Source organism: Qipengyuania xiamenensis (assembly GCF_019711495.1).
Lineage (GTDB): Bacteria > Pseudomonadota > Alphaproteobacteria > Sphingomonadales > Sphingomonadaceae > Qipengyuania > Qipengyuania xiamenensis.
The window spans coordinates 468,911-483,288 of record NZ_JAIGNM010000001.1; the positions used below are offsets into that span (position 1 = coordinate 468,911).

13 protein-coding genes are annotated in these 14,378 nt (G+C 53.0%); 1 reads left to right on the forward strand and 12 read right to left on the reverse strand.

The genetic code is table 11. The annotated features are described in order from the left end of the window. Positions 1-17: 17 nt before the first annotated feature. The 6 genes from K3165_RS02325 to K3165_RS02350 form a co-directional block, all read right to left on the reverse strand. Positions 18-2,162, reverse strand: coding sequence for a GumC family protein (locus K3165_RS02325; RefSeq protein ID WP_221547252.1), 2,145 nt, complete (start codon positions 2,160-2,162; stop codon positions 18-20). After that, positions 2,159-2,863, reverse strand: a complete 705-nt coding sequence (locus tag K3165_RS02330; RefSeq protein WP_247713953.1) for a polysaccharide biosynthesis/export family protein — start codon at positions 2,861-2,863, stop codon at positions 2,159-2,161. Before K3165_RS02330 ends, K3165_RS02325 begins: the two co-directional genes overlap by 4 nt. A 94-nt stretch (positions 2,864-2,957) precedes the next feature. Next, a complete protein-coding gene (locus tag K3165_RS02335) occupies positions 2,958-4,352 on the reverse strand; it encodes an O-antigen ligase family protein (protein ID WP_221547254.1) in 1,395 nt (464 codons plus the stop codon). Positions 4,353-4,548: 196 nt separating this feature from the next. Then, on the reverse strand, positions 4,549-5,517 hold the full coding sequence (gene fcl, locus K3165_RS02340; RefSeq protein WP_221547255.1) for a GDP-L-fucose synthase: 969 nt from the start codon (positions 5,515-5,517) through the stop codon (positions 4,549-4,551). Positions 5,518-5,529: 12 nt separating this feature from the next. After that, positions 5,530-6,651 (reverse strand): GDP-mannose 4,6-dehydratase, encoded by a 1,122-nt coding sequence (gene gmd, locus K3165_RS02345; protein ID WP_221547256.1) that lies wholly within the window; start codon positions 6,649-6,651, stop codon positions 5,530-5,532. An 8-nt stretch (positions 6,652-6,659) separates the two neighbouring features. Next, the gene (locus K3165_RS02350) at positions 6,660-7,409 is read right to left on the reverse strand and encodes a glycosyltransferase family 2 protein (protein ID WP_221547257.1); all 750 of its coding nucleotides are present in this window, start codon (positions 7,407-7,409) and stop codon (positions 6,660-6,662) included. Between the two features lie 220 nt (positions 7,410-7,629). Here K3165_RS02350 and K3165_RS02355 point away from each other — a divergent pair, with 220 nt between their 5' ends. Continuing rightward, positions 7,630-8,469 (forward strand): hyaluronidase, encoded by an 840-nt coding sequence (locus K3165_RS02355; protein ID WP_221547258.1) that lies wholly within the window; start codon positions 7,630-7,632, stop codon positions 8,467-8,469. 73 nt (positions 8,470-8,542) lie between these two features. On the opposite strand, the gene K3165_RS02360 is transcribed toward K3165_RS02355, so the two are convergent. From K3165_RS02360 to K3165_RS02385, 6 genes are all read right to left on the reverse strand, one after another. After that, the gene (locus tag K3165_RS02360) at positions 8,543-8,959 is read right to left on the reverse strand and encodes a DapH/DapD/GlmU-related protein (RefSeq protein WP_221547259.1); all 417 of its coding nucleotides are present in this window, start codon (positions 8,957-8,959) and stop codon (positions 8,543-8,545) included. Between the two features lie 136 nt (positions 8,960-9,095). Further along, positions 9,096-10,016 carry a glycosyltransferase family protein gene (locus K3165_RS02365; RefSeq protein WP_221547260.1) on the reverse strand — a complete coding sequence of 307 codons (921 nt, stop codon included), beginning with the start codon at positions 10,014-10,016 and terminating at the stop codon, positions 9,096-9,098. 28 nt (positions 10,017-10,044) lie between these two features. Then, the gene (locus K3165_RS02370) at positions 10,045-11,391 is read right to left on the reverse strand and encodes an O-antigen ligase family protein (RefSeq protein ID WP_221547261.1); all 1,347 of its coding nucleotides are present in this window, start codon (positions 11,389-11,391) and stop codon (positions 10,045-10,047) included. 2 nt (positions 11,392-11,393) lie between these two features. Beyond that, positions 11,394-12,491 (reverse strand): polysaccharide pyruvyl transferase family protein, encoded by a 1,098-nt coding sequence (locus tag K3165_RS02375; RefSeq protein ID WP_221547262.1) that lies wholly within the window; start codon positions 12,489-12,491, stop codon positions 11,394-11,396. Then, positions 12,488-13,666 (reverse strand): glycosyltransferase family 4 protein, encoded by a 1,179-nt coding sequence (locus K3165_RS02380; RefSeq protein ID WP_221547263.1) that lies wholly within the window; start codon positions 13,664-13,666, stop codon positions 12,488-12,490. Before K3165_RS02380 ends, K3165_RS02375 begins: the two co-directional genes overlap by 4 nt. 3 nt (positions 13,667-13,669) lie before the next feature. Next, positions 13,670-14,356, reverse strand: a complete 687-nt coding sequence (locus tag K3165_RS02385) for a sulfotransferase family 2 domain-containing protein (RefSeq protein ID WP_221547264.1) — start codon at positions 14,354-14,356, stop codon at positions 13,670-13,672. Positions 14,357-14,378 lie beyond the last annotated feature (22 nt).

A 14,378-nucleotide genomic window follows, 5' to 3' on the forward strand; every position in this document is an offset into this window, starting at 1 on the left:
CCTAGCCTAATTCTTCTTCAGGCGTTTTCCGTCTTCTCTGCATCACCGTACCCATAACCGTAGCCGTAGCCGTAGCCATAGCCGTAGCCGTAAGCTGTATTCTTCTGTCCAACTTTAGTAACGATAGCTCCGTAGATCTGCCCACCCGATCGCATCAGTCTGCCAAGCGCGTTCTCAATCCCTCGGAGCTTTATCCGATCGGTTTCGATTACGAAGACTACCCCATCTACAGCTTTGGACATTTCAATAGCGTCAGCCAAGGCTAGCATTGGTGCACCGTCGACCAGAACTTGATCATATGCAGCTTTGGCAGACTTGAGTACTTCTGAAAAACTATCTCCAGCGAGAAGTTCGACAGGGTTGGGAGGAGTTCGTCCCATTGGCAGAAAATCAAAACCCAATTCAGGAAGGGAAACAATCTGCGATGATAGATCCGATTCCTGGTTCGCGAGCAATGGTACAAGTCCACCTTTGTCATAGCCGTGGAGATCAAGAGTGTCGCGGAGCTTCGAGTTACGAAGATCTGCGTCAATCAAGAGGACTCGCTTACCCAACTGGGCAAAGCTGGTCGCAATACCGACTGTCGATATGCTTTTGCCTTCTGAAGGAACCGTGGATGTCAGCATGAGAACCTTTGGCGCACCTTGAGGCGTGAGAAAATTCAAATTGGTTCTGACCGTCGTGTAAGCTTCGCTGATCTCGGATGATCGCTCCTGTATGCGGTCCAACATGCTGCCTTCTGTATTCCGCGGTATCGCACCAAGAAGCGGCAAACCGAGCCGGCGACGGACGTCTTCAGGATCCTGCAGCGTCTGGCTCAATGTTACTCTAAGGTATACAATTCCCGCTGCAGCGACCAAGCTAGCGACTAAGGCTACAAATAAATTTTGGATCAGCGAGGGCGCGTAAGGATTGCGCGGCACCTCCGCGAGATCAATTATCTGAATGTTGTTCTGGCCCGCACCTGATGCCTCCAACTCTTTAAAGCGTTGCAGCAAGGCATCGTAAATCTCGCGATTGGTATCAACCTCGCGCTTGAGAATACCGTAGCGGATTCCTTGACCTTGCTGTCCAAGAAAGCGGTCCTTGGCAGCCTCCACCTGGCTGCGCAGCTCCGCCTCGCGAATTCGGGCGGCTTGCAAGAGATCCTGACCGCCGCTCGAAATGGCAGACCGCAATGCATTCACCTCAGCCTGCTTTTCCTCAACCTCTGGATAATCCGGACCAAAGTTAGAAAGGAGAACAGCGAGTTCCGCCTCCGCTTCGCTCAAGGCAGAGAGAAGTTGATTGCGCGGATCCGAACTCGGAAAATTACCCGCCACAACAGCAGCTTGAGCACTTACCCTATCCGCCACTGCAACGGCCAAGGCCGTATTGAGGGCTTGCAGGTCTGCTCCTATCAACGTTTGCCCAGCACTTTCAGAACCAGATTCGCCACCAGCATTCAAAACCAAAATTTCGTTTGCATTGGCATACTCGACGAGCTCCTGCTCAGATTGAGCTAGGCGCTCTCTAAGCTCGGCAATCTGACTTTGGAGAAAGTCTCGGGCCTCAATATTCGCACCGAACCGCTTCTCATAGTTTGCTGCAACGAACTCTTGGACCCACAAATTTGAAATTTCAGCCGACACCAACGGGTCTGGACTGGAAAAATTCACGTCTACAAGACTGGACTGAGTGATTGGTTCGATACTGATATTATCGAAAAGCGCAGATTCGATAGCCGGACGAAGACCTTCTTCATCTTCGATCGCAAACGCGGTTCGGAAGGCCTCGCTACGCGTCAGATTGCCCGCTTCGATTACGCGCTCAGCCATGAAGTTCGAAGTTAGCAATTCGTACTGAGTATTCAGATATTGAAGCTCGGACACCTTGGCATCAGCATCAAGAGAATCCAGATTCGTGATGTCTGCGGCGACTTGAGACACTTCAAGACGCGAACTTGCTCGATAAAGAGGAGTGGAAAGTAGCGTAACAAGTATTCCCAACAAAACACCTGCTATAACAATGGCCGAAAGCCAGTATTTTAAACTGATCGCTTCGTGCCAATACCGCTCAAGGTCCAGAGCAAACCCGTCCTCTTCGCGACCTGCGCCCTCGCCAACAAGCCCCCCCTGTTCACGCCCATCAAGCTCGGAAACGGAAAAATTATGAGTGTTCAATTCGAAATCCGATCAATCATAATTACTGAACTCGTTAGAAGAGGCACAAAGCTAAGAATGCGATCAAACCTACGCCGAGCAGGGGAATCGCCAACAAAGATTACGTCATTGGGGAAAACGGTCGGATCCTCATAATTGCCGCGCTGAATTGCTTCAATGTTATACGCACCGACATACCGCTGCCCATCCACTGTTCGCATAATAAGTACATCATCAAGCTTTGCGTATTGGGCCAATCCACCCGCTTGGTTCACGACTCGCAGGAGCGATTGCCTGCCCAGCACTGGATACTCACCAGGCTTATCGACTTGCCCGCCGATAGAGACGGTATGAGGAGGAATCTCACTCGGAATAATTCTAACCTGCGGATCGCGCACATAGCTGCCTCGCAGCCTGTCCGCAATTAGCTCCGCAGCCTCATCCGGAGCAAGACCTTGGAATTGAAGCAAGCCCAGCAGCGGAAATGAAATTTGGCCCTGCCCGTCCGTCAGATAGGTGCCGCTGAGCCGTTCAGCCCCCACGACCTCAATCTCCATGGAGTCCTGAGGCCCGAAAACAAAAAGATTCTCGATTCTGGGAGCCGGCAAACTTTCGAGCGCTGCCACCTCGATGCCGGGCGCTTCGCCGTAAGTTCGATCTGTCGCACAAGCCGCCAGGACCATTGCCGATGACAGGATAAAGAACTTGCACTTGAAAACCATCACTCAACTCACTTCATTCACAATATCAATTGCCCATAGCGTGATTTTCGCTCGGGGGTACCAGCCTTCAGAAACATGCGCACCTTCTAGCAATTTATGTTGCTTTATGGCCGCGATAATCGCGTGAAAGTGCGAGCAAAAGCCATACGCAAACGATTTGGAACAGCGGAGTCCTGAGCGGATAATCGACGAGGGAAGCCCCCCCGATAATCGCGAATAGTCCAAACCAGAATAGCGCGGTGGCTCTCCCTGAATTCACTCTGGCCAGCTTCCAGATTGACTTAGCCACCCAAAGCAAAGTGGCCACGAGAAGTGCACCTGACAATATCCCACCTTCGATGAGCAACTGCAGCCAATCGTTGTGGGCCTGGTTGACATATCGTGGCATCAGCAGTTCGGCTGGTTCATACACCCGATATACCTGCTCAAATGAACCAAACCCGCTACCCACGAGCCAGAAGGTGCTAAGCATATCAGCCAACACTGGCCAGAGTTCCCACCTCAAGTCGGCGAAACTGTCTCGTGCAAGAAGATCGACAAAGGCAGAGCTTCTTCCCAGTGCCACGAACGAGAATACGGTCATCAAAACAGCAATGAGCGGCAGTACGATCGTCACCGCCGGGTGCCGATCCATCCAAGCGCGGATTGGGTCACCGGCAGACCGCCCCTTTCCGAAGCTCGGCGCCAAGGCGAACATCCCGAAAGACACAAACACTGCCCCTAAAGCAGCGGCGAAACCGGCCCGTGATCCTCCCACGAGCGCGGCGAGTAGAATGAGAACAAAGGCAGCCGGATAAATTAAACGCATCCATTTGTGCCCCCGGTCCGTCCATGATCTTATGCCGAGATGAGCCACTACCAGCATGCAACATGCCGCGAATATTCCGGAGTGGTTCTCATTGGCAAAGATCCCGACCACCCCTCCACGATTGGTCACTTCATAAAGATAGAGTGGACTGAAGCGGCCGCTTGCAACTTGCATCAGCCCTAGAAGGGCATTGAGCACCCCCAACCCTGCAACGACGTGGAGCAAGACGCGCGCCGAGGCTGCAAGGGATATTGCCAGGAGCAAGCCAGCAACGGGCACCACCAATGCCCCCAGCGCATTCCAGGTCCGCATTGGCGTCATAGTCAAAGGACGCCAAACGTCTTCCATGCCAAGAGCTTCGTCGAGGCCGACAATTACCTCTCTACCCGGCAAGGCCCGCCAGATCGAGGGCGGCAATGGAACGAGCTGCACCGCAGTGAGCAAGGCCAGTGCACCCAATAGGGCGAGAAGGACCCATTCCCTTCGCATTTCCTTCAGCGAAAAGTAATAGATTGCAGGAATTAGCATCAGACAGGAGAGCGACCGCAAGGGAACGATCTGAATGGCATCGAAGCGAGAGGCGCCACCGGTAAAGACAACCAACAATGCAAATGCGCCAAGAAAGATCCACGCCTTTGAGGCTGAGCTACATGCACCCATCTGTTTTTGAACTGCATTCATTCTTCTTGCACCGCGCCCTCGCGGGCAAAAACCGGTTCCTTCTGGTGGTCATCGCTCCCATGTCGCTTATCCGCATGCATTGCAACCGCGTCGTTACAATCGTCCATCTCATCCACAAGAACGCACGTTATCGCGCATTTGCCCCGCCAATCTGCTTACCGCGATGTGAAAAGACTTCCCTTGAAACCAAGCAAATTCAATGGCGCGCCGTCTCGACGTTCTCAAGAAACCAGCGATAGGTTTCTTCTACGCCCTGCTCGAGACCAATTGTCGGAAACCAGCCCAACTGGTTCAGCCTATTCACATCCATAAGTTTGCGCATGGTGCCATCGGGCTTGGTCGGATCTGTCGTGATCCGGCCGTCGAAGCCGGTAACATGAGCGACCAGTTGCGCCAACTCGAGGATCGAGATGTCCTCACCGCAACCGACATTGATATGGCTCAGCATGGGTTGGGTATTAGCCTCATACTGCTTGCGCGGGAGGTCGAGCACGAAGAGCGAAGCGGCGGCCATGTCGTCGACATGCAAAAACTCGCGCCGCGGCGTTCCCGTTCCCCAGATCACCACTTCGTCGCGCCCCTCCTGCACAGCTTCGTGGAACCGGCGCATCAGAGCTGGAAGCACATGGCTGTTCTCAGAATGGAAATTGTCGCCGGGACCGTAAAGGTTGGTTGGCATGACAGAACGATAATCAGTGCCGTGTTGGCGATTGTAGCTCTCGCAGAGCTTGATGCCAGCGATCTTAGCAATTGCATATGGCTCGTTTGTGGGTTCAAGTACGCCTGTCATCAGGGCATGCTCAACCATCGGCTGCGGCGCTTCCTTTGGATAGATACAAGACGAACCAAGGAAAAGCAGGCGCCTGACACCCGCCTCGAAAGCCTGGTGGACTACGTTCGCCTCCATCATCAGGTTCTCATAGATGAAGTCTGCCGGATAAGTATTGTTGGCGTGAATACCACCGACTTTGGCTGCAGCTAGTATCACCGCATCGGGGCGCTCGGCCATGAGAAATGCCCGCACTGCAGACTGGTCAGTAAGGTCGAGTTCAGCGTGAGTGCGCGTTACCAGCTCGAACTCTTCGCCACTCTCTTTGCGATCTTCGAGCCGACGCAGAATAGCGCCGCCCACCATGCCGCGATGGCCTGCGAGATAAATCTTCATCGCCTGGCGCCTCTAGCTCTCAATACTCACCGGCAGCTCGAAACCATTGGACTTGAGGAAAGCATGGCGCTGGGCCTCTTTGAGGTCCGCCGCAATCATTTCAGCGCACATCTCACGCGCAGTGATCTCAGGCTCCCAGCCAAGCTTGTCACGCGCCTTACTTGGATCCCCAAGCAGCGTCTCGACTTCGGCCGGACGGAAATAGCGCGGGTCAATCCGCATGATTACGTCGCCGACATTGAGGGCGGGCGCCCGATCTCCACAAATGCTTGCGACGGTTGCGATCTCGTCAATGCCCTCACCTGAGAATTCGAGTGCGATACCCAATTCCTCTGCCGACCACCGAATGAACTCGCGCACCGAGTACTGCTGTCCGGTCGCAATAACGAAATCTTCTGGAATATCCTGTTGAAGCATCATCCACTGCATGCGCACATAGTCATGCGCATGACCCCAATCCCGCAGCGCATCGATATTGCCCATATAAAGGCACGGCTCGAGACCCTGTCCTATGTTCGCCAAGCCACGCGTTATTTTGCGCGTCACAAAGGTTTCACCGCGCCGCGGACTCTCGTGATTGAAGAGAATGCCATTGCACGCATAGAGGCCATAGGCCTCACGGTAGTTCACCGTGATCCAGTAAGAATAGAGCTTAGCAACGGCATACGGCGAGCGCGGATAAAATGGCGTTGTTTCCTTCTGTGGCACTTCCTGTACTAGGCCATAAAGCTCAGAAGTCGAAGCCTGATAGAAGCGCGCCCGCTTTTCGAGATCTAAAAACCGGATCGCCTCGAGCAAACGTAGGGTTCCCAAAGCGTCGACGTCGGCGGTGTATTCAGGCGACTCGAAGCTTACAGCAACGTGCGATTGTGCCGCGAGGTTGTAGATTTCGTCGGGTTGAACATCGTGGATAATGCGAGTGAGGTTAGAAGTGTCCGAAAGGTCACCATAGTGCAAAGTGAGCTTTGGATTCCGCTCGTGCGGATCCTGATAGATATGATCAATGCGCTGTGTGTTAAACGATGAAGCACGGCGCTTGATCCCATGCACGTCGTATCCCTTTTCTAGCAGGAATTCGGCGAGGTATGAACCGTCTTGCCCGGTAATGCCGGTTATAAGTGCGGTTTTCGTCATCTGTTGAACTAGTCCTTGAGGAAAAATTGGCCCAGTTTGCGCAGGTTCTTCTGGAAGAGCACGCTTGGGCCACCAATACCATTGCGACGTATGGCGAGCAGGTCTTCACGGCTCTTGCGCAAGATTCGTTCGAGCGAACGATTGCTCTCGCCGCCCATGCGCATTTTTACAAGCACTTCTGAAACGTATGCTGTCTTGATCTGGCCGTGTGTCAGGTACCGCAGCATCGCATCGTAGTCCGCTGCGATCTGAAGCGACGTATCATATAAGCCGTACCGCTCGAACACCTTTCGTCGGATATAAAATGTCGGGTGGGGTGGCATCCAGCCTTGGCGAAGCCTGCCGGGCGCGAATTCTCCCGCTCGCCAATAGCGGATAACCTTGCCCGGATCGCTGGCCGCGACATATTGCAGATCACCATAGACAGCGTCGATTGCGGGATCGGCGAAACGCGCTGCAACCTTTTCCAATACGGTCGGCGAGGCAAAGAGATCATCGGAATGCATTAGTCCCACAACATCGCCCGAAGCGCGACCAATACCGCGATTGATCGCATCGTAGATTCCTTCGTCACGCTCCGAAACCAGGCTGGTCGCATCGCCAGCCAGTTCGCGCACCACGTCGAGCGTGCCGTCGCTGGATCCGCCATCCTGTATGATGTGTTCGACATTCGCAAATGTCTGCGACTGCACGCTTTCCATAGCCTCGCGGATCGTACCTGCGCGATTGTAGACAGCAGTGACGACGGATATCTTCATAGCTCGTTTTTCGGCGATCCTGGATTTTCTCGTGCACCGTTCGGCTCGGCAGCTTCACGAAAGTGCTATTTGTCAGAGGATCGGTAGCGATTAGGGCATCGCCGCAGACCGCGCAAGGCAATGCATGATATGGCGGCCATTGCAGGCCCCTTAATCCCGAGGCCATATTTCGTCGCTTACTGTTGAAATCCCGTCGAGACTGATTGGAAGGAACACAATATTGCCTAATCTCTCGCGACGTTCGTTTGCCGGCTGGCTCGGGACGGGTATGCTCTTGCAGGGCTCCCCCGGATTTCTCCGCCCGCCCTCGAGCAATCGCTTCACTGTCTATGGCGCGCTGCTACACTCCAACGAACCCGACCTGCGCCAATGGGGGATCAATCCGATCTACTTGTTCGACCGAGGGATCTGGAAGGATGGGGAATCGAGGTTCTCAACTCCTGATCCTGATCTCGTTGCTGAGCGGATCGAGCGATTGCCGAATGATGGTGCCCCACTCGTGATGGATTTTGAATTCTATAAAACACGCACCCGAGAAGAGGCGATTGCTTCAAGGGAGGGTCTCCGGCGGATCACAGAAACCTTTGCACGGTATGCCGGCGACCGCCCAATCGGTATTTACGAATACCTACCACGCCGGAATTACTGGGGCTCCATCGGGGCAAGGGACTCGCCCGAATTCAAGGAATGGCAGGATCTGAACACGCTGATGTCGTCGCTCGCCCGATCTGTCGATCTGGTGTTTCCATCGCTTTACACTTTTCATGACAACCCCACGCAATGGCAACGCTACGCTCGTGCACAAATCAGTGAAGCCAGGCGCATCTCAAACAAACCGGTGATTCCATTCATTTGGCCCGATTTCCACTACAACGGGACCGCCGGGACATTAGAGCCGATTCCACGGAAGTTTTGGCGACTACAGCTGGAAACGCTGGTATCAATCGCCGACGGGATAGTCATCTGGGGAGGCTGGGACCCCATATCTAGGGAAAGGGTGCCCTGGGACAATCAGGCACCTTGGTGGATAGAAACACTGTGTTTTCTGCAAGGCCAATGACAGAGACAATAAGGTTTCTTGAAATTCATCCATAGACCCCGAAAATTTCTCAGCGTTAGGTCGGTAGTTGATTTCACCGTGAAGATCTCAAAATTGTCTCGTGCGCGATCGCTTCCTTTTCATTGAAGCGTGAGCCCAAAGTTCTGGCAGGAGAGCCCACCACAATCTCGTAGGGCTCTACATCTTTTGTGACGATAGAGCCCGCACCAATAACTGCGCCGCGACCGACGGTAATCCCGCTAAGCAAAATCGCTCCAAAGCCTATCCAGACGTCATCACCAACCAATATCGAATCGCGACTATCTCTAGCTCTTGCATCGGGCGCGTAAATCCATGGGGCATCACTAATATAGCTTCCAACAGCTTTCATGTCATGATCATGCCGCCCAACTACTGATACATAGCTCGATATGAGGACTCCATCTCCGATTGAGCCGTTACAAGCTAGGAAGAAATTCCTTCCAATGTGCACATGCTTTCCAATCTCCATTTTGTCTGGAGCGCGGAGATAGCTGTGAGGCCCAATAATACACTTGGCGCCTATGTGTACGTTGCCTCTTACTGCAATTCGCCGGTTATAAGCTCGGTATATTGGTCTAAAAAGCCTAATCAGGGTTGAGATCATTTTATATTCTCAGCTTGTTGCCAATGCGGCGCCTTATTCCTCCAATCACCGACACTGCGCGTTGAAGCCTTGCGTCTGTAGATCCACGAATCATGTCCAACGCGGCATAATCCACGGTGATGTCGGAAGGAAATTCGGGCAGAAACTCATTCGAAAGCGGTGGGCGCGGGAGAAACCGGTGCAGATTAAGCACCGTAGCATGAGTGCCATCCGCTCCTCCTTGATTTGATACAAGCGGCTTAGGCGGCCACATGGTCAAGCCAGCATCCTTGAACATCGCGAGATACCAATTGATGAACCAGCTGCTGACTAGTTCGCGCCTGTCTAGATCAAGGATTGATGCGAAATCTCGCACGCCGTGTGCATTGAAACTCGTCCTAAAGCTAGAGGCATTGATTGGCAGATCGCAGGGCTGCCGCATTCTGGAGAACTTCTCCCACCTGCTGCTCCATGTTGCCCAGGCCCAAGGATTAGGAAATGGCAGAAAAAACGATGTATCTCGGACTGCAAGCTCCGGGACGTTGAACATATATCCCGTGATAGACCATACCCGCTCGCAGTCACGGTAAACTCGCAAAGCTGCGTTGAAGTAGGTCAATAGATGGGGCGAGACAATGAGGTCGTCCTCGAGGACTATGACGCGATCATTCTGCTGCAAGGCATCAGTAACGCCCGTCATGATCGATTGCTTCAAGCCGAGATTGGCGTCTCTGGCCCGGATCACAGCATGTTTCGGGGCCAGTGCTTCAGCAACTTCGACAACCTGCAATACACTGTCACGGTCATGGTCACCCTTTGGACCGTCGATGAAAATTGATACGGGGCTCTCATCTAATTCCGGACATGCCGCCAAAGAAGCGAGGAGCGCCTCAAGCCTATCGGGCCGATTGTAAGCAAAAATCAAGATTGGCGAATACCGCATATCGGTTACCTCTGACGCCCAACGATTATCAATCAAAGGTCGAATGAACGAATCTTTTGGGATGTACTTTTAATTCTGGATCTTTGAGATTCGGATACTTGGAATTGCGATGAATACGACGCTGCAACTCTGTAGATCGCGAAACGGAAATTAAGAATGCCATACTGGTCGAAAGCCAAACGGCTGAGTATAGCGCTCCGGAAAAGAGAGCGTGAGTTAGCGTTTGCAAGAAGAGGACCACAACCCAGTAGTTATGAGGCTGAAATTTCGTAATACTGTGACACCTTCGAACACAGAGCCAAACTGCCGCAAGTAAGGGAACCCCACCGATTATCCCTGTGGATATAAACGCCTCAAGCACGAAATTGTGCGGATAATAAGAGAATGTGTCATTCTCTAAGCTGTTGCCAAAAATAGGATTATCCCAGAATTGCTCAAACGACGAAGTCCACAGATAGACCCGCGATGCTTCTGCTGCACCGGAGTCAATATCGTTCAGTATCTCACTCATCCGACGAAAAGCCGTTACGTCGAGATAAAGTGAAGCTACTCCGACCATTATCGCTAAGGAAGCTAGGGCCACTATTCGCGCCCAAATCCTCCTCGACCTAGTAAATGGCATGAACAAAAGGAAAGGCAGGACTAGAGCCACAATTGCACCGCGGGATCCGCCAATGAAGAAGGGAACCAGGCTTAAAATCGCGGTCGCAAGCAATAAGATTCGCATTCTTTTGCTCGACGCAGTGTTGAAGAAACCGGCGACGCCAAGCCCAACACCGATTGAGCCACAGTAAGAGAAGAACAAAGGGGAAATTATATCATTCGCCCCAAAGCTGATCGCTGCTCGAGCGCCAATGTTGATTATGTCCTGAAAAGCAAATGACACAAGAACTGCGAATGCCAAGGCGCCCAGCACGATCAATCTAAAAATAGATGCAATCCTTGCCGACGTCATATCGACCAGTCTGATCGCGAGAAAAGGAAATAGGCAGAAAGCTAAAAAATAAAGCAAGATCTCGGTAGGATCGCGGTGGAGGAAGTGGGCGTCACCGCGAGAAACATATATTCTCAAGAGATACGAAATTGCGAATAGTGACAAGAAAATCTCAACTATCGGGGGTCGAGATATCCGCACGTTACGAGCCAGTAAAATCGCGCCACTGATTAACAATGAAAGTATGGCAACACGCAGTGGTATACTTAAAGAACGAGTACCCTCAATAGATCCGGTGACAATTTGAAAAACGATCATCGCGGCATAGAAACCGCAAATAGAGAGCGAGAGGCCTAGACCAAAAAGAACTCGCCCTAAATTCTCGCGACGCGCAGCTGCAGCCGTTCGGGACTTCTTCATGCGGAAGGATTGGGTTTGCATGATTATCTACAGCCCCTGATGAAGGCACTTGCTAGGTTCAGACCAGATCGAGCTCGATCACGGACATCTTCAGATACCTCCAGTGGGCCTTCGTGATTTACAAATGCCGATACTAGCGAAGCAAGCTCAAAGCTATCGAACTCGTCTAGAAAAAGGCAATTCTGGGACAATTCAATATCCGCGAAACTCGCCAGATTCTTCCTATGCTTTGCAACCGCAAATGGCATTGTGCCCATCGTGGCTGCACATAGCGCGACGTGCAGTTTGCTAGTGAGGACTGCATCGATGGAAGCTAAGAGCGCAGCCAACCGTTCAACGCCGGGATATGGGACAGATGCTAGCTTTGTGTTGGGCAAACGTTGCTCCAACTCGAGACGCGCAGCAGCCTGTTGGTTGAGCCCAGACGGATGATCTTCTAGAAGAAGAATTCCAACGTCCGGATTACGCGCCAGTTCTGCTTCGAGCAAAAAAGCAATCTCTTCATATGCCTTGCTTGAACTGGGCGGCTCGGACAAATGAATACCGAGAACCCTCTCGGCGCCAATGTTTTCAATAATGTTGCCAGCCCAACGCAGATCGTCTTCGCAGAGCCAGCACGCATCAATTGCAAAAACGAGGTCGCTGATGCGATAAAGCCGGTCCTCAGAAGACGGTCCAATAAGTGATGCGAAATAGTCAAATGAGACTTTGTCACGCACCGCGATAAAATCACACTTTCGCACCATGATTTTCAATAGGTGATCAAGCCACGGGCGCGGCATCGGCCCTGAACCAGCACCAATTATAGCCGCTGGTTTGCCCATTTTCCGTGCGAGAAAAAGCGGTAAGGCATACTTCATCAGCGCCCTCAGAGATCCTCTCGGGCCATCCATACGTTGGAAAAACCCACCACCGCCAAGGATCAGCGCGTCAGCCCTGTAGATATCTGCAAGTCGCGCCTTTCTCATCCCATATGTAGCCGTAAGGTCTCCGGTTGGAGCAAGAAGACTTACACCAACATCGCCAGACGCGAAAAGATGGTCAGACAAGATCTGCGTTAGTAGAACATCGCCGAAATTCGGCGAGCGGTGCATGCCATGCAGGATGACGTTGTAACTCATAACGAGTTATTTATTCCTTTGGTAAGCAGGTGAAAAAAGCGCTCGGAAACCAGCGCTGAACTATAAGCCGCTTCGATGCGCGAGCGCGCGCGATTGCGCTCTTTGGCAAGTTTTTCGGGGTCGCGGATATATGCCTGTACAGCGTCGGCAATAGATCTGGCATCGCGCTCTACGAAACGTCCGCAACCAGGCTGAATCAGGTCTTCGATGCCCGACACGCGCGTGCCTATAGGGACAAGACCGCAAGCCATCGCCTCGAGCATTCCGTTAGGCATACCCTCTCCAGCGGATGGAAGAAGATAAACGGCACCGGTGCCGTAGGCTTTCTCAACATCATGCATGAACTCAATGTGATCAACGCGACCTTCCAAACCCTTCTTGGAAATTAGGTTGGTGATCTCCTGCCTATAACCCTGTTCGCGGTAGGGCCCTACAAGGAGCAACGCAACGCCTTCAGGAAGCAGCGACATCGCCTCGACGAGGATATGTTGGCCCTTCCGATTGCCCATCGCGCCGACACAGATCAGGCGCAGTAAGGGGGCCGGCTTTAACTCTAATTCCTGCGTCAGCTGTGCAGCCCGTCCATGATCGACCGGGGCGAAGCGTGCGGTGTCGACCCCATTGGGAATATGATGGACTGAGCCCTCACCTCCGGCCACCTCCTCCAACCCCGCCTTAATTCTGCCGGAAATGGCGAGATAAACCGATACCCGCCGCATCAACGCGAGCTTAAGAGCGCTCCCCAGCGATCCGCCAGTCTGAGTCGAAACCTCAGCGATAGCAGCCGCACGCGCCACCACGCGAATGCCTAGCATGTGCGCGATAACGCCCGGGATAAGCGTGAGCAGATTGAGCGACGCCAGCAACACTACATCGTAGTCGCGGTGGTGACGGAACATAAACCAGCTGGCTCCGATCAAGTAACTGAAGGACCCTTGAAAATGCGAAGTCGCCGTGCCCGTGCGGATCGCACGCCCTTTCAAGGGCGCCATATCGTCTTGTTCTACAGACCCGTGCAGTACGTCGACATGCAGGCGGTCCTCCAAGCGACTCAGCAGGCGGTAAATGGAAATTGCCGGACCATGGTATTGCTTTCCGAGCCCGCCTGGCGAGACAACAAGCAATCGCGATCTTTCGCCGCGATCAGAGTCGCAGCCAGCTGCTTTGCTTGCCATGCCTCAGCCCCTCTCCTGCGGATAAAAAGCGGCAAAATCCTCTTCGTAGAGCGCGCGTATCCGTGCTTGCTGGCTATGAGACAGCATTTCCGGCTTTGGCGAAGGGGAGGATATTACCCTCTTGATAAGCGTCCTAATCGCCGAGCTGCTCGGCGCGACTTCGTATCCGCGCTTGTTGTCGACCCTAAATTCAGTTGGCCGCAAAATACCAAGATCCTCATGTAGGCCTTCAAACACAGCGTCCATTCCGTCTTCCAGCCTGAACACTCTGGCTTGCTGGGGAACAATACGAACAGAAGGGAGAAAATGGTTGTCGAAGCGATGGCCGAAATAATCGTCTTCCTCTGCCACTTGCCGCTCCATCCGCGACAGGAAACGGTCGAAGGAAACGTGATGTCCAATACGTCCGCGGTTGTGGTTGAATGCACTCAAAAAGCGGCTGACCGGATCGCGCACGACCGTGAAGGTGTAATCAAAAAAGCCCTCCGGAAACAGCAGGTCGCGATCGGCGTTGGAAATGTGCTGCGGTGAGGACCGGTTCCAGCGTTTCTTGCCCGATGTCCAGAACGCGCCGTCGAAAAAGGCGAGCTCCATGCCCGCCTCTCGCAGCCGGCGATTGACGGTCGTACCGCCAGATTTCGGCACATGCGCATAGAGAATGATGCGATTGTTCAGGCGAAAAAAAGGCATAGTGTTTGCGTGAGTTACCGGT